The organism is Geopseudomonas sagittaria (assembly GCF_900115715.1).
Lineage (GTDB): Bacteria > Pseudomonadota > Gammaproteobacteria > Pseudomonadales > Pseudomonadaceae > Geopseudomonas > Geopseudomonas sagittaria.
The window spans coordinates 368,553-389,878 of sequence record NZ_FOXM01000003.1; the positions used below are offsets into that span (position 1 = coordinate 368,553).

The 21,326-nt window shown below is 68.1% G+C and carries 21 protein-coding genes; 8 read left to right on the forward strand and 13 right to left on the reverse strand.

Translation table 11 applies throughout. The features are described 5' to 3' along the window. Positions 1-183 precede the first annotated feature (183 nt). Both BM297_RS05825 and BM297_RS05830 read left to right on the forward strand, forming a co-directional pair. Positions 184-933 (forward strand): 4-hydroxy-tetrahydrodipicolinate reductase, encoded by a 750-nt coding sequence (locus BM297_RS05825; RefSeq protein WP_245768214.1) that lies wholly within the window; start codon positions 184-186, stop codon positions 931-933. Positions 934-1,012: 79 nt separating this feature from the next. Next, a complete protein-coding gene (locus BM297_RS05830; protein WP_092429224.1) occupies positions 1,013-3,739 on the forward strand; it encodes a cation-translocating P-type ATPase in 2,727 nt (908 codons plus the stop codon). A gap of 4 nt (positions 3,740-3,743) precedes the next feature. Here BM297_RS05830 and BM297_RS05835 read toward each other — a convergent pair whose 3' ends face one another. The 4 genes from BM297_RS05835 to BM297_RS05850 all read right to left on the reverse strand — a co-directional run bounded on the left by BM297_RS05835 (position 3,744) and on the right by BM297_RS05850 (position 7,724). Continuing rightward, positions 3,744-4,547: a transglutaminase family protein gene (locus BM297_RS05835; RefSeq protein WP_092429226.1), complete on the reverse strand. Its 804-nt coding sequence runs from the start codon at positions 4,545-4,547 to the stop codon at positions 3,744-3,746. Continuing rightward, positions 4,544-5,488 carry an alpha-E domain-containing protein gene (locus BM297_RS05840; protein ID WP_092429228.1) on the reverse strand — a complete coding sequence of 315 codons (945 nt, stop codon included), beginning with the start codon at positions 5,486-5,488 and terminating at the stop codon, positions 4,544-4,546. The genes BM297_RS05835 and BM297_RS05840 overlap by 4 nt, the downstream gene beginning before the upstream one ends. Before the next feature lie 12 nt (positions 5,489-5,500). Then, positions 5,501-6,940, reverse strand: coding sequence for a circularly permuted type 2 ATP-grasp protein (locus BM297_RS05845; protein WP_092429230.1), 1,440 nt, complete (start codon positions 6,938-6,940; stop codon positions 5,501-5,503). Between the two features lie 445 nt (positions 6,941-7,385). Continuing rightward, the gene (locus tag BM297_RS05850) at positions 7,386-7,724 is read right to left on the reverse strand and encodes a ribonuclease E inhibitor RraB (RefSeq protein ID WP_092429232.1); all 339 of its coding nucleotides are present in this window, start codon (positions 7,722-7,724) and stop codon (positions 7,386-7,388) included. Positions 7,725-8,409: 685 nt separating this feature from the next. Between BM297_RS05850 and BM297_RS05855 the strand changes: the two genes are divergently transcribed. From BM297_RS05855 to BM297_RS05865, 3 genes are all read left to right on the forward strand, one after another. After that, positions 8,410-9,024, forward strand: a complete 615-nt coding sequence (locus BM297_RS05855) for a DUF922 domain-containing protein (protein WP_092429234.1) — start codon at positions 8,410-8,412, stop codon at positions 9,022-9,024. Between the two features lie 190 nt (positions 9,025-9,214). Next, positions 9,215-9,697 carry a GNAT family N-acetyltransferase gene (locus BM297_RS05860; RefSeq protein ID WP_092429302.1) on the forward strand — a complete coding sequence of 161 codons (483 nt, stop codon included), beginning with the start codon at positions 9,215-9,217 and terminating at the stop codon, positions 9,695-9,697. Between the two features lie 40 nt (positions 9,698-9,737). Beyond that, complete coding sequence (locus BM297_RS05865) at positions 9,738-10,802, forward strand: NAD(P)H-dependent flavin oxidoreductase (protein ID WP_092429236.1); 1,065 nt, start codon at positions 9,738-9,740, stop codon at positions 10,800-10,802. Between the two features lie 107 nt (positions 10,803-10,909). Here the strand turns inward: BM297_RS05865 and speE are convergent, their stop codons facing one another. The 6 genes from speE to aroC form a co-directional block, all read right to left on the reverse strand. Further along, a complete protein-coding gene (speE, locus tag BM297_RS05870; RefSeq protein ID WP_092429238.1) occupies positions 10,910-11,770 on the reverse strand; it encodes a polyamine aminopropyltransferase in 861 nt (286 codons plus the stop codon). Between the two features lie 168 nt (positions 11,771-11,938). Continuing rightward, a complete protein-coding gene (mtnC, locus tag BM297_RS05875; RefSeq protein WP_092429240.1) occupies positions 11,939-12,622 on the reverse strand; it encodes an acireductone synthase in 684 nt (227 codons plus the stop codon). A 2-nt stretch (positions 12,623-12,624) separates the two neighbouring features. Continuing rightward, positions 12,625-13,170 (reverse strand): 1,2-dihydroxy-3-keto-5-methylthiopentene dioxygenase, encoded by a 546-nt coding sequence (locus tag BM297_RS05880; RefSeq protein ID WP_092429242.1) that lies wholly within the window; start codon positions 13,168-13,170, stop codon positions 12,625-12,627. Between the two features lie 43 nt (positions 13,171-13,213). Next, the gene (locus BM297_RS05885; protein ID WP_092429244.1) at positions 13,214-13,834 is read right to left on the reverse strand and encodes a methylthioribulose 1-phosphate dehydratase; all 621 of its coding nucleotides are present in this window, start codon (positions 13,832-13,834) and stop codon (positions 13,214-13,216) included. Positions 13,835-13,872: 38 nt separating this feature from the next. Continuing rightward, positions 13,873-15,030, reverse strand: a complete 1,158-nt coding sequence (locus BM297_RS05890) for an MFS transporter (RefSeq protein WP_092429245.1) — start codon at positions 15,028-15,030, stop codon at positions 13,873-13,875. A gap of 55 nt (positions 15,031-15,085) precedes the next feature. After that, the gene (gene aroC, locus BM297_RS05895; protein WP_092429247.1) at positions 15,086-16,177 is read right to left on the reverse strand and encodes a chorismate synthase; all 1,092 of its coding nucleotides are present in this window, start codon (positions 16,175-16,177) and stop codon (positions 15,086-15,088) included. Positions 16,178-16,309: 132 nt separating this feature from the next. Here aroC and BM297_RS05900 point away from each other — a divergent pair, with 132 nt between their 5' ends. Continuing rightward, on the forward strand, positions 16,310-17,263 hold the full coding sequence (locus BM297_RS05900) for an alpha/beta hydrolase (protein ID WP_092429249.1): 954 nt from the start codon (positions 16,310-16,312) through the stop codon (positions 17,261-17,263). Positions 17,264-17,325: 62 nt separating this feature from the next. On the opposite strand, the gene prmB is transcribed toward BM297_RS05900, so the two are convergent. Together prmB and BM297_RS05910 are read right to left on the reverse strand one after the other, a co-directional pair. Beyond that, the gene (prmB, locus tag BM297_RS05905) at positions 17,326-18,249 is read right to left on the reverse strand and encodes a 50S ribosomal protein L3 N(5)-glutamine methyltransferase (RefSeq protein ID WP_092429251.1); all 924 of its coding nucleotides are present in this window, start codon (positions 18,247-18,249) and stop codon (positions 17,326-17,328) included. An 86-nt stretch (positions 18,250-18,335) separates the two neighbouring features. Then, the gene (locus tag BM297_RS05910; RefSeq protein ID WP_092429253.1) at positions 18,336-19,217 is read right to left on the reverse strand and encodes a LysR family transcriptional regulator; all 882 of its coding nucleotides are present in this window, start codon (positions 19,215-19,217) and stop codon (positions 18,336-18,338) included. Between the two features lie 104 nt (positions 19,218-19,321). Between BM297_RS05910 and BM297_RS05915 the strand changes: the two genes are divergently transcribed. Together BM297_RS05915 and BM297_RS05920 are read left to right on the forward strand one after the other, a co-directional pair. Further along, positions 19,322-19,921, forward strand: a complete 600-nt coding sequence (locus BM297_RS05915; RefSeq protein ID WP_092429255.1) for a cysteine hydrolase family protein — start codon at positions 19,322-19,324, stop codon at positions 19,919-19,921. Positions 19,922-20,021: 100 nt separating this feature from the next. Continuing rightward, entirely contained in the window at positions 20,022-20,582 is a 561-nt protein-coding gene (locus BM297_RS05920; protein ID WP_092429257.1) for a Smr/MutS family protein, read from the forward strand. A 99-nt stretch (positions 20,583-20,681) separates the two neighbouring features. Here the strand turns inward: BM297_RS05920 and BM297_RS05925 are convergent, their stop codons facing one another. Continuing rightward, entirely contained in the window at positions 20,682-21,317 is a 636-nt protein-coding gene (locus BM297_RS05925) for a hypothetical protein (RefSeq protein ID WP_092429259.1), read from the reverse strand. Between the last annotated feature and the right edge of the window lie 9 nt (positions 21,318-21,326).

Genomic DNA, 21,326 nt, shown 5'->3' on the forward strand with positions numbered 1-21,326 from the left:
TCACGCAGCCTTGGCCCCGGCCCGACGCGTGGACCCACCGCGCCAGCATGGGGTAAGGTCGGGACGCGGTCGGTCCGCCCGGACCACCCACAACATATTGAACGCGCAGTCATTTTCCCCGGGAGTATGCGTATTCGGACAACAACAATCGAACACTCGAGGGCATGCAAATTGAAGGTTGGATTGATAGGTTTTGGACGCACAGGCAAGTCTGTCGCCTCCGTTCTGCTCGAAAGCGACGCCACTGCGCTGCAGTGGGTCATCCGCGGCTCGGCCAATCCCGAGCGCAAGTCGGCCGCCGACTGCCTGGGCGTGGTCTCCGACAATCCGGCGCTGATCTTCGGCTGCGACGAGATCGCCATGGACAGCCTGCTCGACCGCCACCCGGTCGACGTGATCATCGACTTCTCCAGCGCCGACGGCCTCGACCTGTATGCCCGCGCGGCGAGCCAGCGCGGCATCGCCATCATCAGCGCCATTTCCCAGTACCCCGAGGAGCGCGTCGCGCAACTGCGGGCAGTGGCCGAGCACACCCGGGTGCTCTGGTCGCCGAACATCACCATCGGCATCAACTTCCTGATCCTGGCGGCGAAGATCCTCAAGCAGATCGCTCCCGAGGCCGATATCGCCATCATCGAGGAGCACTTCGCAGCCAAGCCGGAAACCTCCGGCACCGCCCGGGTCATCGCCGAAACCCTCGACCAATGCAGCGACGACATCAAGTCGATCCGCGCCGGCGGCATCGTCGGCCGCCACGAGATCCTCTTCGGCTTTCCCTACCAGACCGTGCGCCTCAGCCACGAGTCCATCGCCCGCGAGGCCTTCGGCAATGGCGTGCTGTTCGCCGCCAAGAACCTGCTGGAGCGGGGCAACGGCTTCTACAGCATGCAGGACCTGATGGAGCCGTACGTCTACGAGCGCACGGACAACTGAAGCCCCATACTCGACTCTCGAGGCGCCGGCCGAGCGGCGGCCGCGCAGAGCATGACCCGCAGCAACCAGGAGAACAGCCATGCCCCCGGCAGCGCCACAGGACTGGCACGCACGCAGCCCCCAACAGTGCCTCGAGCAACTGCACAGCCACGCTGCCGGGCTGAGTGTCGAAGAGGCCGAGCGGCGCCTGCGCCAGTATGGTCCCAACCTCCTGCCGGAGACCGCCGGGCCGGGCTGGTTCAGGCGCCTGCTACACCAGTTCCACAACCTGCTGATCTATGTGCTGCTCGGCGCCGCACTGCTAGTAGGGCTGCTCGGCCACCGGCTGGACGCGCTGGTGATCCTCGGCGTGGTGCTGATCAACGCGCTGGTCGGCTTCATCCAGGAGGGCAAGGCCGAACAGGCCATGCGCTCGATCCGCAAGCTGCTGACCCACGACAGCCGGGTGCGCCGCAACGGGGCGAGCCAGTCGCTGTCGGCCGAACAGCTGGTGCCCGGCGACATCGTCCTGCTCGAAGCCGGCGACCGCGTACCGGCGGACCTGCGCCTGATCGACTGCCGCGACCTGCGCATCGACGAGGCCATGCTCACCGGCGAATCGCTGCCGGCCGACAAGGACTGCGCCGCCGTCGACCGCGCCGCCAGCCTCGGCGACCGCCACGGCATGGCCTACTCCGGCACCCTGGTCAGTGCCGGCAACGCCACCGGCGTAGTGGTGGCCACCGGCCAGCAGACCGAACTGGGCCACATCAGCGGCCTGCTGAGCCGGGTGGAAAGCCTGCAGACCCCGCTGCTGGCCGACATGCAGCGCTTCGCCCGGCAGCTCACCGTGGCCATCCTCCTGCTCGCCGCGCTGACCTTCCTGATCGGCGTGTTCTGGCGCGACTACTCGCCCAGCGAGATGCTGATGGCCGCCGTCGGCCTGGCGGTGGCGGCGATCCCCGAAGGCCTGCCGGCGGTGCTGACCATCGTCCTCGCCCTCGGCGTGCAGCGCATGGCCCGCCATCGCGCGATCATCCGCCGCCTGCCGGCGGTGGAGAGCCTCGGCGCGGTCACGGTGATCTGCTCGGACAAGACCGGCACCCTGACCCGCAACGAGATGACCGTGCAGCAGGTGTTCACCACCGCGCACAGCTACCAGATCGGCGGCGTCGGTTATGAACCGACCGGCAGCCTCAGCCGCGAAGGTTGCCTGCTCGCACCGCCGCCGGCCGATGACCTGCTCGAACTGGCCCGTGCCGGCCTGCTCGCCAACAGCGCCAGCCTGCGTCTGGCCGCCGAGGGCTGGCAGATCAGCGGCGACCCCACCGAAGCGGCGCTGCTCACACTGGCCGGCAAGCTCGGCCTGGATGGCGCCCATGAGCTGAGCCGCCTGCCGCGGGTCGACAGCATTCCGTTCAGCCCGGAGCTGCGCTGCACCGCCAGCCTGCATCACGACCACTCCGGCCACGGCCTGATCTACCTGTTCGGTGCGCCGGAGCGGTTGCTCGAACTGTGCAACCGCCAGTTGCGCGACGGCAACGCCGAGCGCCTCGACCCACGCGCCTGGCATGCCCGCCTGCACGAGGGCGCGGCCGACGGCCTGCGCATGATCGGCCTGGCCATGCGCCCACTGCCGGCACCGCAGAGCCAGCTGGACTACGCCGACCTCAAGGGCGACTTCATTCTCCTCGGCCTGGTCGGCATGCTCGACCCGCCGCGTGAGGAGGCCATCGCCGCCATCGCCGAATGCCGCAGTGCCGGCATCGCGGTGAAGATGATCACCGGCGACCATGCCGCCACCGCCGCGGTGATCGCCGAGCGGCTGGGCCTGGGTGGCGGCATGCCGCTGACCGGAACCGATCTCGATCAGCTCGACGATGCCGCACTGGATACGCGGCTGAGCGACACCACGGTGTTCGCCCGTACCAACCCCGCGCACAAGCTGCGCCTGGTCGAGCGTCTGCAGGCCCGCGGCGAGCGAGTGGCAATGACCGGCGACGGGGTCAACGATGCCCCGGCACTCAAGCGCGCCGACATCGGCATCGCCATGGGCATCAAGGGCACCGAGGCGGCCAAGGAGGCCGCGCAGATGGTGCTGGCCGACGACAACTTCGCCACCCTCACCCATGCGGTGGAGGAAGGTCGCACGGTCTACGACAACCTGCGCAAGTCGATCCTGTTCATCCTGCCGACCAGCGCCGGCGAGGCCCTGGTGCTGCTGTTCGCCATCGCCCTCGGGCTGACCCTGCCGATCACCCCGCTGCAGATCCTCTGGGTCAACATGATCACCGCCGTCACCCTGTCGCTGGCGCTGGCCTTCGAGCCAGCCGAGGACAACCTGATGCAGCGCCCGCCGCGCGATCCGGCCGAACCGCTGCTGTCCGGACAACTGCTGTGGCGTCTGCTGTTCGTCGGCCTGCTGCTGACCGGCGCCAGCCTCGGCCTGTTCCTCTACGCCCAGCAGCTCGGCCTGCCGCTGGACGTCGCCCGCACCCTGGCGGTCAACGCGCTGGTGGCCGGCGAGACCGGCTACCTGTTTTGCGCCCGCCGTCTGCACGGTCCCGCCAGCTTCGGCCTGCGCGACAACCCGATGGTCTGGGCGATGGTTGCCCTGCTGCTGCCGCTGCAGCTGGCGTTCAGTCACTGGGCGCCGCTGCAGGCGCTGTTCGGCACTGCGGCGCTGGATGCCCAGGGCTGGACCCTGGTGGCAGCCTGCGGCCTGGCGGTCATGCTGCTGGTGGAACTGGAGAAGTGGCTGATGCGCCGGCTGTGGTCGAAGCGGCGCCCACTCGCCGTGGGCGCCGGACAACCGCGCAGCCATTGAGCGGTCACTGCTCCTGCACTTGCTCCTGCTGCTGGGGAATGACCTGCAGCTGGGCGTGCATCTGCTCCTGGCCGCCACCGCGACACATGCCACGTACCGGGCAGGCGTCGAGGTAGTCGAGGCCGACCGCCAGCTTGAGATGGCGCTCGGGACGGGCCAGCTGGTTGGTCACGTCGAAGCTGTACCAGGCGCCATCGAGCCAGACCTCCGCCCAGGCGTGGCTGACCAGCCGCTCGCTGCCCGCGGCGCACAGGTAGCCGGACACGTAGCGCGCCGGAATGCCCAGACTGCGCACGCAGGCGAGGAACACATGGGTGTGGTCCTGGCAGACCCCGGCGCCGAGGGCGAAGGCCTGCGCCGCGGTGGTCTCGACGCGGGTCGCACCGGGGGTGAACGGCATGCGCTGGTACAACTGCGCCATCAGATCTATCAGCGCCGGGCGGTCGCGCTGTGCGCCGCAGACGCTGCGCGCAAATTCGCGCAGGGCGGCATCGGCCGCCGTCAGGGCGGTGCTGCGCAGGTAGGGCAGCGGCGAGCCCGGATCGTTCTCGCTCTCGCAGTCCTCGTCGATTTCCACATGGCCGTGGGCGTTGATGACGATGGCCTGATGGGGTTCATCGAGGGTCAGCACATGGAGGATGTTGCCGTGGCCGTCGCGCTGTCGATGGGCCGCCTGCGGCAGCTCAAGCGCCCAGTCGAGTACCCGCTGGCGCGGACTGTCCTGCGGCGTCAGACGCAGATACTGAATGCTGGCCCGCACCTGGTCCGCGTAGCGGTAGATGGTGTCGTGATGGATGGCAAGTTTCATACGGCCTCCAGATAGGCACTGTGGACGGCGCTGCCCAGCTGGCGCACCAGCAGGATGTAATCGTGAATCCAGGCCTGCAGCCCCTCCTCCAGCACCTCCTCGATGCCGGTGAAGCGCAGGCGCGCCTCCAGCTCGGCGGCCATGCGCTGGGCCGGGCGACCGTTGGTGCCGGGAATCTCGGCGAGGATCTGGCTCAGGGCCCCGATGCAGGTGCGCAGCGAGCGCGGCACCTCGGGGCGCAGCAGCAGCAGCTCGGCCACCTGGGCGACCCGCGGCGAGCCGCGATACAGGGCGGCATGCGCCTCGTAGGCCGACAGCGCGCGCAGCAGCGCACTCCACTGGAAGTAGTCACGCGCCGAGGAGTCGCCCAGCGGCTCGTCGCCCATCAGCTGGTGGCGGGCATCGAGCAGGCGCAGGGTATTGTCCGCGCGCTCGATGAAGGTGCCGAGACGGATGAAGCGATAGGCGTTGCCGCGCATGATGGTGCCCTCGGTGGCACCGCGGAACAGGTGCGAGCGCTCCTTGACCCACTCGCAGAAATGGCTGGCGCCGAAGTTCGCCGGCGACTGCGTGGCGATGTGGCGCATCTCCAGCCAGGTGGCGTTGATGTTCTCCCAGACGTCGGCGGTGATCCGCCCGCGCACCGCGTGGGCGTTGGCCCGCGCCGCACGCAGGCAGCTGTAGAGGCTCGCCGGATTGTCGGCGTCGAGGGCGAAGAAGTGCAGGATGCGCTCGGCGTCCAGCTCGCCATGGCGCTCCAGGTAGGCGTCCAGGGTGCCGGTGATCAGCAGCGGCATGGCCAGCTCTTCCAGGCCATCGCCGCGCCCGCCCTGCGGCATCAGCGACAGCGAATGGCTGACATCCAGCATCCGCGCCATGTTTTCCGCGCGCTCCAGATAGCGCGACATCCAGTACAGATCGGCAGCAGTTCGACTCAGCATGACGGTTCTCGCTCAGACTTCGCGGGATTCGGGGGCGGCGGTCGGTTCCTCGACCACCCAGGTGTCCTTGGTGCCGCCGCCCTGCGACGAGTTCACCACCAGCGAGCCCTCGCGCAGCGCCACGCGGGTCAGCCCGCCGGGGACCAGGCGTACCTCGCGCCCGGACAGCACGAACGGACGCAGGTCGATGTGCCGCGGGGCCACGCCGCTGTCGACGAAGGTCGGGCAGGTCGACAAGCTGAGGGTCGGCTGGGCGATGTAGGCTGCCGGATTGGCCTTGAGGCGGGCGCGGAAGGTCTCGATCTCGGCCTGGCTGGCGGCCGGGCCGACCAGCATGCCGTAGCCGCCGGAGCCCTGGGTTTCCTTGACCACCAGCTGCTCGAGGTTGGCCAGCACGTGGGACAGCTCGGCCGGCTTGCGGCACTGCCAGGTCGGCACGTTGTGCAGGATCGGCTCTTCGTCCAGATAGAAGCGGATCATCTCCGGCACGTAGGGATAGATCGACTTGTCGTCAGCCACCCCGGTGCCGATGGCGTTGGCCAGCACCACGTTGCCCTTGCGGTAGGCCGCCAGCAGGCCGGGCACGCCGAGCATGGAGTCGGGATTGAAGGCCAGCGGATCGAGGAAGGCGTCGTCGATGCGCCGGTAGATCACGTCCACCGGCTGCGGGCCGGCGGTGGTGCGCATGTACACGCGCTCGTCGCGCACGAACAGGTCGGCGCCCTCCACCAGCTCGACGCCCATCTCGCGGGCGAGGAAGGCGTGCTCGAAGTAGGCGCTGTTGTAGCGGCCGGGGGTGAGCACCACCACGCTGGGGTGGTCCACCAGGCTGGAGCTCTTCAGGGTGTCCAGCAGCAGGTTCGGGTAGTGGTTGACCGGCGCGATGCGCTGCCCGGCGAACAGCTCGGGGAACAGGCGCATCATCATCTTGCGGTTTTCCAGCATGTAGGAAACGCCGCTGGGCGTGCGCAGGTTGTCTTCCAGCACGTAGTAGGTGCCGTCGCCGTCGCGCACCAGATCGACCCCGGCGATATGCGCGTAGAGATTGTGCGGCAGGTCGATGCCCTGCATCGCCAGCTGGTAGCCCTCGTTGGCCAGCACCTGCTCGGCCGGGACGATCCCGGCCTTGACGATGCGCTGGTCGTGATAGAGGTCGCTGAGGAACATGTTCAGCGCGCGTACCCGCTGAATGCAGCCCTGCTCGATCGTGCGCCACTCGCTCGCCGGAATGCTGCGCGGGATGGTGTCGAAGGGAATCAGGCGCTCGGTGCCCTGATCGTCGCCATACAGGGTGAAGGTGATGCCTGCGCGATGGAACAGCAGGTCCGCCTCACGTCGGCGCTGCTCCAGCTGCTCGGCCGGCGTGGCGGCCAGCCAGCGGGCGAAGGTGCGATAGTGTGCCCGGCAATCGCCCTGGGCGTCGTACATCTCATCGTAAGTGCTGCGAACCATGCTCGCGGGCTCCCTGTCTGTGCCTCTTGCCATGCATAATGCAAGAGCCGCGCCATTCTTATAATTCCTTATAAATCATGCGCTTACACAAAAAAGCAGGCACCCCCGCGCCAAAATGGCGCGCGACACTCCTGCGCCACCGCGTGCACGCCTCAAAACAACGCAGATCAAGCAGCGCTCGCCGGAAGCGCGCCCTAAAGTCGGGCAGGGAAAACTCGGGAACGATGGAACGTCCCTCCGTCGCAGCTCCTGCAACGACGGACGGGACTAGTGGCCTGTGCGGTAGTTGGTTAACTCAAGTTCGGATGAGCATGGTTCCGAGACAAGGCGCCGCGACGAGTCATAGCAGGGCTATGGTGAGGACTGGCAACGCCGTATCGGGGCCATGGGCGCCGAAATTGACTCACCGAACCAACCAAACAGGCCACCAGGGTCGATAAAGCCATCAAGGATGCGCGTCGCCCACTTCCTGGGTCACGCCCCAGCCATCCAGTACGCCACCCAGCGGAGCGACCAGCTCCTGCAGGTCGTGCTCGAAATCGTCGATGCCGGCGTGGGTGGCGTACATCACCTTGCTCACCTGCAAATGCCAGCCTCCCTCGCGCTGGCTGACCTGGGCATTCAGCGATTCGCCACGGAAACTCCTTGCCGCCTGCCGCGCTTTCTCCTCGTCGCTGAAAATCGCATAAAACTCAATGGGATGAACTCGGGCAAAGTCGAAACCACCCTCCTTCATCCTGCGCAAAACGGTGCTGCTGATATCGTCTGGAGCGATCGTAGCCATTGCCCGCACTCCCTGGTTTTTCATCAGTTGAAAATCCACAGCGAGTTCAGCCTAGCCCCAAAACATGCCTGCTGTATAGCCGCCTCCCCTTGCCACAGGCCCCTGGCCATCCACGGCTGCGCGCACCGCCCTGACCACGCCGGGAGTTGATGGCCCTGGACGAAAGACAAGCCCCGGCTGACGACAGAAAAACATCGCACCGAAACGCCAAAAAACGCTACATCCCGCCGAAACCTCGCCGGATCGGGACAACAGTCAGCTCAGCGGCCACTGCCGACAAGCCCGCCCTCCGACACGGAGGGCGCCACAAGGCTGACCCGGGCAAGCCCTGATAAACAAAGAAAACTCAACCATCGGCGGGGCCCACGCCAGTTGTGACGTCAACTCTTCGAGCCGCAGCGACAAATACAGCAACAGAACCCGAGCAGAACCAGCAACAACATCGATAACAAATTATTGCCGCCAAACTCACAGCCAATTAATTATTCCAAATAAACCCACCAATCCTAAATCGCCTAATTTCATATATACGACCTCAAGAAACCATTGAAACCCCTGCTAGTTTCAATATTGAAAGCACACCACCACACCATAAAGAACAATTAAAACACTCCCGCATCAAGTGTTGCGCGAGCAATTGCGCGCCCAGCCAAAGGATTCGGGCAGCCTGCAGGGGCATGTCAGTATGAAAGACCTGAACTGCAAGAACGCTTGCCAGCCAGGCGTTACCCGCAAGCTCAAGCATGCAACTTTCCTGATGACGCTCGCCCTGATGGCACCTATTGCATCCGCCGAGATCAGCGAAACACTCACTTATAGCGACTATGAAGTAGCGGCAAGCAATTCCGGGTCGCTGGCCAGGGCGCTGAACAATACCTCGCCGATCCGCCATGACGGGCAAACATTCCACGCCTACACCACCTGGCGCGTGAGCTGGAACTATCGCTGGGCTGCAGATGCCAATGGCGATTGCCGGATCATTGCGGTATCCACCGGACTGAACACCACCATCCAACTGCCACGCCTGGTCGGCGGCAGCGCCGGCCAGCGCGAACGCTTCCAGCGCTATCTGACGGCGCTGAACCAGCATGAACTCGGTCATCATGAGATCGGTCGCAAGGCCGCCCGCGAAGTCGACCGCCAGTTGCAGGCGATGCCCGCCATGGCGGACTGCCAGCGGCTGAGCAGCGCCGCCAACAAACTCGCCTACCGGATCGTCAATCAGCTCAAGGACGAGGAGCGCACCTATGACCTGGTCACGGTGCATGGCCGACTGCAGGGCGCACGTCTGGATTATTGACTGCGCAGCGCGCAACCCTGCGCAATAGCACGGGGCATACTTGCCCGCGCCAATCTGGAATAATTGCCCCGCCGCGCCAGCCCTGCAGCGCAGCCATCCCCGCAAGCCGTCTTGCCGACCCATCCTGTCCTGCTTAAGCGCCCCGATCGAGCGATCCCTGCCAACTGCCATGAATTACCACCTGCGTCTGATGACCGAAGACGACATCCCCGCCGTGCTGGCGATCCAGGAAGCGTCTTACCCCCGCGAGCTGCTGGAGAGCGCCGCGATCATCCTCCAGCGCCTGCACGGCTTCCCCGACCTGGCCTGGGTCGCCGAGGATGGCGAGGGCGTGTGCGCCTACCTGTTCGGCTACCGCTCGCAGGCCGGCAAGGTCACGCCGCTGGATGGCGCCTTCAGCGCGCCGAACCATCCCGACTGCCTGTACCTGCACGATCTGGCGGTGGCGCGCCGCGCCGCAGGACGCGGCATCGGCCCGGCGCTGGTGAGGCGCAACCTGGAGCACGGGCGCACGCCGCAGATCAGGTATTCCGCTCTGGTTTCGGTACAGGGCTCGGAGGATTTCTGGGCGCGCCTGGGCTATGTGGCCGAGGCCGAACTGGAGTCCGTGCAGCAGCGCAACCTGGCCTCCTATCGGGTACCGGCGCGGTACATGGTCAAGCCGCTGCATTGAGGCCAGACTACGGACTGCTCAGGCTCCAGGAGGCAACGCCATGCCCGTAGCGAACACATCGTTCACCACCCTCACCGGCCTACGCCATCCGCTGATCCAGGCGCCCATGGCCGGCGGCGCGACCACCCCGGAGCTGGTCGCCGCCGTGTGCAACGCCGGTGCCCTGGGCTCCTTCGCCGCCGCCACGCTGTCGCCGGCGGCGATGCGCGAGGGGGTGGCACGGGTGCGTGCGCTGACCGACCGGCCGTTCAACGTCAACCTGTTCATCCTCGACGATCCCGACCCCAGCGAGGCGGAAGTGGCCCGCGCCCAGGCCCGCCTCGACCCGTTGCGTGCCGAACTGGGCCTGCCGCCCGGCGGCCGGCCGGCGCGCTTCTGCGAGGGCAACCGCGCACAGATCGAAACCCTGCTGGAGCTGGCGCCGCCGCTGGTCAGCTTCACCTTCGGCATCCTCGACGCGACCACCGTCGCCCGCTTTCATGCCGCCGGTTGCCGGGTGATGGGCACCGCCACCACGGTGGCCGAGGCCCGGGCCTGGCAAGCGGTCGGTGCCGACCTGGTCTGTGTCCAGGGCTGCGAGGCCGGCGGCCATCGCGGCAGCTTCCTCGGCGACCCGCAGCAGTCCTGCCTCGGCCTGCTGGCGCTGTTGCCGCAGGTGGTGGCGGCGGTGAACATCCCGGTGATCGCCGCGGGCGGGATCATGGATGGCCGTGGCATCGCCGCCTGCCTGCTGCTCGGCGCCCAGGCCGCGCAACTGGGCACCGCCTTCCTCTGCTGCCCGGAGTCGGGCATCCCCTCGATCTGGAAGGAGGCGATCCTCACCGCCCGCGACGACAGCACGCGCCTGACCCGCGCCTTCTCCGGCCGCCTGGCGCGCGGCATCGCCAACGACTTCATGCGCCGCCTGGCCGCCGAGGAAGACCAGGTGCCCGCCTACCCGGTGCAGAACGCGCTGACTGGCGACATCCGCCAGGCCGCCGTCCGCCAGGGGCGCAGCGAATACCTGTCGCTGTGGGCCGGCCAGGGGGCGGCCATGGCCCGCCCGCTGCCGGCCGCTGCGCTGGTACAAACCCTGATGGAAGAGCTGGCCGCCTGTCGCCCCTGAATCCGCCGGCCGCACCGGCGCAGGACGCTAAAACGCGAAGGGGCCCTGATCGGGCCCCTTCTCTTTGGCTGGTTGCTGCGCGTTTGCTGCTGGCTGCGCGGCGGGCCTCAGTCGTTGCTCGGCTTGTGGATCGCCTGCAGCACATACTGCGGCAGGGCGAAGGCGCCCTGATGGACGTCGGCGTTGTAGTAGCGGGTGACGATGCCGCTGCCGGCGAAGCGCTGGCGCAGGGTTTCCAGCGGCAGCTTGCGGTAGTCGGCGTTGGTGCTGCCCCAGGCGAAGGTCATGGCGCCGCCGATGTAGGTCGGCACCGCCGCCTGGTAGAAGTGCCAGTCGGCGAACAGGCCGTGCATGCGCTTGGCGGTGGTCTGCACCTCGCCCAGCTGCATGAACGGCGTGCCGTTCTGGGTGACCAGGATGCCGCCGTCGTTCAGGCAGCGACGGCAGGCCTCGTAGAAGTTCTCCGAGAACAGCACCTCGCCCGGCCCGATCGGGTCGGTGGAGTCGGAGATGATCACGTCGAACTTCGCCTCGGTGGTGGCGACGAAGCGCATGCCGTCGTCGATCACCAGGTTCAGACGCGGATCGTCGAAGGCGCCCTTGGAGTGATTGGGCAGGTACTGCTTGCACATCTCGACCACGGTGCCGTCGATCTCGACCATGGTGATGTGCTCGACGCTGCGGTGCTTGGCGACTTCGCGCAGCATGCCGCCGTCGCCGCCGCCGATGATCAGCACGCGCTTGGCCAGGCCGTGGGCGAGGATCGGCACGTGGGTGAGCATCTCGTGGTAGATGAACTCGTCGGCCTCGGTGGTCTGGATCACGCCGTCCAGCGCCATCACCCGACCCATGCGGGCGTTCTGGAAGATCACCAGATGCTGATGCTCGGTACGCACTTCATGCAGCATCTCGTCGATGCGAAAACGCTGGCCGTAACCGTCGTAGAGTGTTTCCTGGTAGTCGCTCATGGGCGTCTTTCCTTGCAAGTCATTGAAAATATTGCGCAGCCTGGGCTGCGCAGAGAATCGGGAGTGTCGGCAGCGCGCCGGCTTTGCGACAGTCTGGAACCGCCGTGTGACGCCACCGTGGCAGACCCGCCGCCGCGCGGCGGCTGGCTGGCGTGTTCCGGAACGGCGTCAGAATGCCGCTGGCGCGATGGCGGCAAAGCTGGTCACCGTCAGGTGTCCGCCCAGTTCGCCGCCGTCGCGGGCCAGGCCGCAGGTGGCCATGCCAGCGGCCTGGGCGGCATCCAGTTCCTGCACCACGTCGGAGAGGAACAGGATCTCGCCGGCCGGGCGGCCGATGGCCGCGGCGATGCGCGCATAGGACTCGGCCTCGCGCTTGCCGCCGCTGGTGGTGTCGAAATAGCCGGAGAACAGCGGGGTCAGGTCGCCTGCCTCCGAGCAGCCGAAGATCAGCTTCTGCGCCTGGATCGAGCCGGAGGAGTACACGTACAGCGCGTAGCCCGCGGCATGCCACTGACGCAGCGCCTCCACCGCATCCGCATAGACGTGGCCCTTGAGCTGGCCGGCCCGGTAGCCCTGCTCCCAGACCATGCCCTGCAGCGCCTTGAGCGGGGTGGCCTTGCGGTCGGCGGCGATCCACTCGAGGAGGATGGCGATGACCCGCTCGACATCGGCCTGCGCCTCGCCGCTTTCGGCGCGCACGGCGTCCAGCTGGACGGCCACCGCCGGCTCATTGGCATGGGCGCGCACGAAGCCCGGCAGGTGCTCGACGGCGAAGGGGAACAGCACGTCGAAGACGAAGCTGACCGCGCTGGTGGTGCCTTCGATGTCGGTGAGGATGGCTTTGATCGGCACGCTCAGTCCTCCAGCGGCGGGAAGGTCTTGGCGATGCTGTCGCCGGTGAACTTGGCCACCCAACCCTCGGGGTTGTTGAACAGGCGGATGGCGACGAAGTGCGGCTCCTCGCCCATGTCGAACCAGTGGCGGGTGCCGGCCGGCACCGAGATCAGGTCGTTCTTCTCGCACAGCACCGCGTACACCTGATCGCCGACATGCAGGGTGAACAGGCCGCGGCCGGCGACGAAGAAGCGCACCTCGTCCTCGCCGTGGGTGTGCTCGTCGAGGAACTTGGCGCGCAGCTCGGCCTTCTGCGGGTGGCTGCGATCCAGGCTGATCACGTCGACTGTGACGTAGCCCTGCTCGTTCATCAGCTTGTCGATCTCGTGGCGGTAGGCGGCGATCACCTCCTCCTGGCTGGCGCCGGGGGCGATCGGCGCGCTGGCCTGCCAGCGCTCGAAGCGCACGCCGACCTCGGCCAGGGTGGCGGCGATGTCCTCGGCGTGGGTCAGCACCTTGTTCGGCAGCTGCGGGGTGGACTCGTGGTAGACGCTCAGGCGGCTCATGGGCGGTTCCTTGTTAAGTCGGCTTGTCCAGTCAGGAGGGGGCTCAGCGACCCAGCACCTGGCGGGTCTTCAGTTCGCATTCGAAGAGGAACTCGAAGGCCTCGATCTGGCGCAGGGCGTCGCTCATCTGCGGACCCCAAGTGTAAAGGCCGTGGCCACGGATCAGGTAGCCCACGCAGTCGGGATGGGTATCCAGCCACTGCTGGACCTTGCCGGCCAGGCGGGCGATGTCTTGGTCGTTGGCGAAGATCGGCACCAGCACCTGGCCCTCGTGGCTGGTCACCCCGGAAAAAGCCTTCTGCAGCTCGTAGTCCTCCAGCAGCAGATGATCGGTGGGAGTGAGGCGCGACAGCACGGTGGCGTTGACCGAGTGGGTGTGCAGCACCGCGCCGATGTCGGCGCGCCAGGCGTACAGCTGGGTGTGCAGCAGGGTCTCGGCCGACGGCTTCTTGCCCGGCTCCAGGCTGTTGCCGGAAAGATCCGTGGCCAGCACGTCGTTGTCGGTCAGCTGGCCCTTGTGCTTGCCGGACACGGTGAGCAGCGCCTGGTCGGCAGACAGGCGCGCCGAGTAGTTGCTGCTGGTGGCCGGCGACCAGCCGCGGCCGTAGAGGAAACGGCCGGCGTCGATGATCTGCCGGGTGAGGAGTTCGCGCTGATCGGTCATCTTGGGGATCTCGAATATTCGGGTGGCGAAGAGCGGATTCAGGGGGCCAGCTCCGGCTCGCGCAGGCGGCGGGCAATGATCGCCGCGGCCAGCAGCGCCGCCAGGCTGGCGAGGGCGAAGGTCCAGGCCGGGCCGAGGCTGCTCCAGCTGTAGCCGGCGTACAGCGCGCCGAGCGCGCCACCGACGCCGGACAGCGCGGCATACAGCGCCTGCCCCTGGCCTTGCTGGCGGGCGGCGAAGCTGTGGCGCACGAAGTGGATGGCCGCGGCGTGGAAACTGCCGAAGGTGGCGGCATGCATCACCTGCGCCAGCAGCAGCACCGGCCAGTGCGCGGCCAGGTTGCCGAGCAGCAGCCAGCGCAGCACGGCCAGCAACAGGCTGGCGAGCAGCACCTGGCGCACCGAGAAGCGCGCCAGCAGGCGCGCCATCACCAGAAACAGGAGGATCTCGGCCAGCACGCCGAGCGCCCACAGCCAGCCGATCTGGGTACGACTGTAGCCGAGGCTTTCCAGGTGCAGGGTGATGAAGGTGTAGTACGGGCCGTGGCTGAGCAGCATCAGCGCCACCGCGGCGTAGAACGCCAGCACGCCGGGACGGCGCAGCTGCTGCAGGAAACCACCGCGCGCGGTTTCGTCGGCGTGCACCTGCGGCTGGGCGTTGGGAATCCACAGGCTGCTGAGGACGATGGCCAGCATGATGCCGATCAGCGCCCACGGATAGGCATCCAGGCTCAGCCGCTCGAACAGCGCGCCGAGGCCGACCACGGTGCAGATGAAGCCGATCGAGCCCCACAGGCGGATCTGGCTGTAGCGCGCCGCCTGCTCGCGCAGGTGGGCCAGGGTGATCACCTCGAACTGCGGCAGCACCGCATGCCAGAAGAACGCATGCAGGGCCATCACCAGCGCCAGCCAGGCGTAGTCCTGGCGGTAGAAGATGCTGGCGAAGCTGACCAGGGTACAGAGCGCACCGAGGCGCACGATCAGCAGGCGCCGGCCGGTGACGTCGCCCAGCCAGCCCCACAGGTTGGGCGCCACGCAGCGCATCAGCATGGGAATCGCCACCAGCTCGCCGATGCGCGCCGCGGAAAAGCCCAGGTGATGGAAATACAGGGCGAGAAACGGCGCCGTCGCGCCGAGCAGGGCGAAGTAGCTGAAGTAGAAGCCGGACAGGCGCCAGTAGGGCAACACGGAGGTCATGATCTAGCGAGCGCCGACCGGGCTACCCGGGAAGGCATCCGGCCGGCACCGGCACTCACAGCTGCGGCAGCACCGGGGTGCTCACCTGCACGTCGGCGTTCTGCGCGCGGTGGCGCAGCAGGTGGTCCATCAGCACGATGGCCATCATCGCCTCGGCGATCGGCGTGGCGCGGATGCCGACGCAGGGATCGTGGCGGCCCTTGGTGATCACTTCCACCGGATTGCCGTGGACGTCGATGGAGCGGCCCGGCGTGGTGATGCTCGAGGTCGGCTTGAGCGCCAGGTGGGCGACGATCGGCTGGCCGGAGGAAATGCCGCCGAGAATGCCGCCGGCATTGTTGGACAGGAAGCCCGCCGGGGTCAGCTCGTCGCGGTGCTCGGTGCCGCGCTGGGCGACGCTGGCGAAGCCGGCACCGATCTCCACGCCCTTGACCGCGTTGATGCTCATCAGCGCGTGGGCCAGTTCGGCGTCGAGACGGTCGAAGATCGGCTCGCCGAGACCCGGCGGCACGCCTTCGGCGACCACGGTGATCTTCGCGCCGACCGAGTCCTGGTCGCGGCGCAGCTGGTCCATGTAGGCCTCCAGCTCGGCCACCTTGTCCGGGTCGGGGCTGAAGAAGGCGTTGTCCTCCACGCTGTCCCAGCTCTTGAACGGGATCTCGATCGGGCCGAGCTGGCTCATGTAGCCGCGCACCTGGATGCCGAGGCTGGCCAGGTACTTCTTGGCGATGGCGCCGGCGGCGACGCGCATGGCGGTCTCGCGCGCCGAGCTGCGGCCGCCGCCGCGGTAGTCGCGCAGGCCATACTTGTGGTGGTAGGTGTAGTCGGCGTGGGCCGGGCGGAACAGGTCCTTGATCGCCGAGTAGTCCTTGGACTTCTGGTCGGTGTTGCGGATCAGCAGGCCGATTGGGCAGCCGGTGGTCTTGCCCTCGAACACGCCGGAGAGGATTTCCACCTCGTCGGCTTCCTGGCGCTGGGTGGTGTGGCGGCTGGTGCCGGGCTTGCGGCGGTCGAGGTCGCGCTGCAGGTCTTCCAGCGAGATGTCCAGCCCAGGCGGGCAGCCGTCGACGATGGCGACCAGCGCCGGACCATGGCTTTCACCGGCAGTGGTGACGGTGAACAGCTTGCCGTAAGTATTGCCAGACATGCAGGATGCTCCGCGGCGGGGAAAAATAGAGAGCCGCGAAGTATACCCAAGCGCCCGCCTGCTGGGGAAACGCCGGCAACGTCTGACGCCCTCCCCGCTCCGCCCACCGCCACGCCCTTGCGAGCCGCCCGCATGTTCCGAACGTTGTTGCTGCTGACCCTTCTGCTCTGCTCGGGCCTGACCCGGGTCGCCCTGCCGAGCATCCTGCAGTGGCCGGTCGAGCTGGTCGTGCCCGGCGGCATCCTGCACGGCAGCCTGATGCTGCCCGCGACTACGCAGCCGGCGCCGGTGGTGCTGATCATCGCCGGCTCCGGCCCGACCGACCGTGACGGCAACAATCCCGCCGGGGGCAACAACGACAGCCTCAGGCGCCTGGCCCTCGGCCTGGCCGAGCGCGGCATCGCCAGCCTGCGCTACGACAAGCGCGGGGTGGCCGCCAGCCGCGCGGCGGCCCCCCGCGAGGAGCAGTTGAGCGTCGAGGCCTACGTCGCCGATGCGGTGGCCTGGGGGCAACTGCTCAAGGCTGATCCGCGCTTTTCCCAGCTGATCCTGCTCGGCCACAGCGAGGGCGCGCTGATCGCCACCCTCGCCGCGGTGGACGCCGGCGCCGATGCGCTGGTCAGTCTGGCCGGCATCGCCCATCCGCTCGGCACGGTACTGCGCGACCAGTTGCAGGGACGCCTGCCGCCAGCGCTGGCGGCGCAGACCGAGGCGATCCTCGATGAGCTGGAACAGGGCCGCACGGTGGCCGAGGTGTCGCCGAAGCTGCAGGTGCTGCTGCGCCCGAGCGTGCAGCCCTACCTGATCTCGCTGCTGCGCCAGCGCCCGGCAGAGGCCTTCGCCCGAGTGCCGATACCCGCGCTGATCATCCAGGGCAGCCACGACGTCCAAGTCGATCTGGAAGAAGCCCTGCTCCTGCAGCAGGCCAAGCCGGAGGCGCAGCTGCTGATCATCGAGGGCATGAACCATATGCTGCGCATCGTGCCGGCCGACGCCCCACCGCTGGCGTCCTACAACGACCCGCAGCTGCCGCTGGCCGTCGAACTGCTCGACGGCCTGGCGCGCTTCATCCTGCCGCCGAGCTGACGGCACGGCATTGAGTAGGATGGGTGGAGCGCAGCGATACCCATCCTACGCTCGGCAGCGGCTCACTCGCCCTGCAGGCGCGAGCGGAACAGTGCCTGATGCTGGCGGCACTGCTCGGCACTCAGCACGAACACGCCGTGGCCGCCACGCGCGAACTCGACCCAGGTGAACGCCACCTCCGGGTAGGCGGCCTCGACGTGCACCTGGCTGTTGCCCACCTCGATCACCAGCAGGCCGTCTTCGGTGAGGTGATCGGCCGCCTCGGCGAGCATGCGCCGCACCAGATCCAGACCGTCGGCGCCGCAGGCCAGGCCCATGGCCGGCTCGTGGTGGAACTCGGCCGGCATGTCGGCGAAATCCTCGGCGTCCACGTAGGGCGGGTTGGAGACGATCAGGTCGAAGCGCTGCCCCGGCAGTCCGTCGAAGCCGTCGCCCTGCACGGTGTAGACGCGCTCTTCCAGCTGGTGACGCTCGATGTTGAGGTTGGCCACCTCCAGCGCGTCGAACGACAGGTCGGCGAGCACCACCTCGGCCTCCGGGAAGGCGTGGGCGCAGGCGATGCCGATGCAGCCGGAACCGGTGCACAAGTCGAGGATGCGCGCCGGCGCGCCATTGAGCCAGGGCGTGAACTGCCGCTCGATCAGTTCGGCGATCGGCGAGCGCGGCACCAGCACGCGCTCGTCGACGCAGTACGGCTGACCGCAGAACCAGGCTTCGCCGAGCAGGTAGGCGGCCGGAATGCGCTCGTCGATGCGCCGCTGCAGCAGCGCGCGCACCGCCTCCAGCTCGTCGGCCTCCAGGCGGCAGTCGAGGTAGTCGGCCGACATGTCCCAGGGCAGGTGCAGCGCGCCGAGTACCAGCGCCCGCGCCTCGTCCCAGGCGTTGTCGGTGCCGTGACCGAAGAACAGCTCGGCGCCATGGAAGCGGCTGACACCCCAGCGGATCAGGTCACGGATGCTTTGCAGACGGCTGTGGTTGGCGCTCATGGCTGGGGTCCTCGGTGATGGGCCGCGCATTCTAGCCGAAGGGCGTCGCCAAGACCCGCGCCGCCGCTCGGCAACGTCCTCGGCCGTCAGCTCGGCACGCCGCTCAGTAGTTGTGCATCCGCCGCCACACGCTCCGCCAGCCAGTCGGCCAGCGCGCGAAAACGCAGGGTCTGGCGCAGGTCGCGGTGGCACAGCAACCACAGCTCGCGGCTGAGCTCGACGCCGGACAGCCTGCGCAGTCCGGGCACCTCGCCGACCAGGCAGGGCAGCAGCGCCAGACCCAGCCCGGCCTGACAGGCGCGCTGCAGCGAGGTCACCGCCGTCACCCGCAGGCGTACCCCATCCTGCGGGTCCAGCTGCTGCAACCAGCGCGCCTCCGGCAGATGGCCGAGGCTCGCGTCGAAGCCCAGCCACGGCAGCCGGCGCCAGTCGTCCGGCCGCGCCGCGGCGAAGCCCTCCGCGCCGTACACCGCGTAACCCAGTTCGCCGACCTTGCGCATCACCAGCGCGGCATCCTGCTGTGGCCGCGCCAGGCGCAGTGCGAGATCGGCCTCGTGGCGGGTGAACGACAGGTCGCGGTTGTCGCCGAGCAGCTGCAGGTCGAGCTGCGGATGGCGCGCGGCCAGACCGGGCAGTTGCGGAATCAGCCAGTGAGCGAGGAGAAACTCCACCGAGGTCAGCCGCACGCTGCCGGCCACGCTCTGCGCCTCCTCGCGGGCAGCCAGCAACATGCCCTGCACGTCGCCCTGCAGGGCCGCAGCGCGCTGCAGCAGCACCTGACCGGCCGCCGTCGGCCGGTAGCTGCCGCCGTCGCGCAGGAACAGGCGTACCTGCAGCGCCCGCTCGGCCGCCTGCAGGCGCCGGCCGACGGTGGTCGGGTTGACCGCCAGCGCCCGCGCCGCTGCAGCCAGGGTGGCGTGGCGCTCCAGCGCCAGCAGCACGGGTATGTCGTTCCAGTCGAAGGCCATCGGGGCTCCCTGCAAAAATGCATTGTCGGTCGGCAAGCCTGAGCCTTCAGCGCCGCCGTCGTCATGCCCACAATGGTCGCGTCCATCCCCTACCGGAGTACAGCATGAGCGACGCCAAGACCCTGTTCGAACTGACCGGCAGCGGCTACCCGGCCGCCGACCTCAAGCAGGCCACCCTGCTGATCATCGATGCGCAGAACGAGTACCGCAACGGCGACCTGCGCCTGCCGGGCGTCGAGGATGCCGCCGCGCAGATCCTGCGCCTGCTCGAGGCGGCGCGCGCCGCCGGTGCCTCCGTGGTGCACGTGCAGCACATCGGCGTGCCCGGCTACCTGTTCGACCCCGAAGGCCCGCGCGGCGACATCTTCGAGGAACTGACTCCGCAGCCCGGCGAGGCCGTGGTGCGCAAGCCGCTGCCCAACTCCTTCGCCCGCAGCGAGCTGGATCGCGTGCTGCGCGAACTGGGCCGCGAGGAGCTGGTAGTGGTCGGCTTCATGACCCACATGTGCGTGAGCGCCACGGTGCGCGCCGCCAAGGACCTCGGCTATCGCAGCACGGTGGTCGCCGCCGCCTGCGCCACCCGCGACCTGCCGGGCATCGACGGCAGCCTGGTGGACGCCGCCACCCTGCACCGCGTCGAGCTGGCCGCCCTGGCCGACCTGTTCGCCACCGTGGTGGCCGACGCCGCGGCGCTCGGCGCCTGACCCACGCACACGGCGAGGCAAAGCTCCGCCCCGCCTGCAGCCGGCATCCGCACGGGCGCAAAGTTCCGCTAGAATTGCGCGTCCGATGCGGAGAGCCAGCATGCAAGACGACGATTTTTCCCTGTTCCACAGCGAGATGCGCGGGGTCAAGCGCATCAAGGTCGAGGAGCGCGCCGACACCGGCAAGCCCAAGACCGACCGCCAACAACTCAGCAGTCGCCAGCAGAACGCGATCCTCACCCAGCAAACCACCACGGTGGACGGCCTCTCCGACCTGTTCGTCATCGACGTCGGCGCCGAGGACGAGCTGTACTGGGCGCGCGACGGCGTGCAGGAAGGCCAGATGCGCAAGCTCAAGGCCGGCCAGATCGCCTTCGAGGGCAGTCTCGACCTGCACGGCATGAACGTCGAGAAGGCACGCGCCACCCTGTGGGAATTCCTCGCCGAGGCGGCGCGCTTCGAGGTGCGCTGCGTGCGCGTCACCCACGGCAAGGCCGCGCGCACCGACGGCCGCCGGCCGATGGTCAAGAGCCACGTCAACACCTGGCTGCGCCAGCATCCGCAGGTGCTCGGCTTCACCTCCTGCCTGGCCAAGCACGGCGGCACCGGCGCGATCTATGTGCTGCTCAAGCGGACCATGCTGGAAGGGCGCGACGAGTGAGTACGGCCGGGGCCGGCGTCCCGCAGCAGGCTGCTCCGCCTTACTCGCCGGGCGCAGCGCACGGCGCAATGAGTCAAGCGGCCGCGCGAGGCGGCGTGGTCATTCCGGCAGCTCGCCGGCGGCGGTGAAGAATACCCAGGCCAGCGCCGCAGCCGCGGCCAGGCCGAGCAGCAGTGCCGGCACCAGCAACACCACGCTGGCGCAGGCGATCCCGGCAAGCAGCAATAGCCAGGCGAACAGGCGCAGCGCCGGATAGGGCCGGGGGATACGCTGCAGGCACAGGGCAAAGCGCAGCACGCACAGCCCCAGGGCGACGAACAACGCGAAGCTGCCCAGCTCCAGCCACAGCGGATTCTGGACCTGTTCGTCGGGCAGCGCAGCGAAGCCGACCGCCAGCAGACCCAGCAGTATCTGCAGTGCCAAGGGCCAGTCCAGGCCATCGTGCAACCCGAAGCGGCTGGCCAGCAGCGCGCGCAGGCGCAGCAGCAGGTAGCCCCAGAGCAGCACCAGCAGCAGACCCAGCAGATGGGTAAAGGGCAGCGGCGCGAACTGCGGATGCAGCACCTGCCACAGGCTCAGCGCCAGCAGGACGAACAGACCGAACAGGTAGCCGAGGGCCAGGGCGCCTAGCACACGCAACTGGCTGCGGCTCCAGGCGCCGCCGACGAACGCGGCCGGCAGGTGCGGATCGAGCAGCGACGCCTGCGGCGGGCGGTAGGGATCGAACTCGCTCATCGACACCTC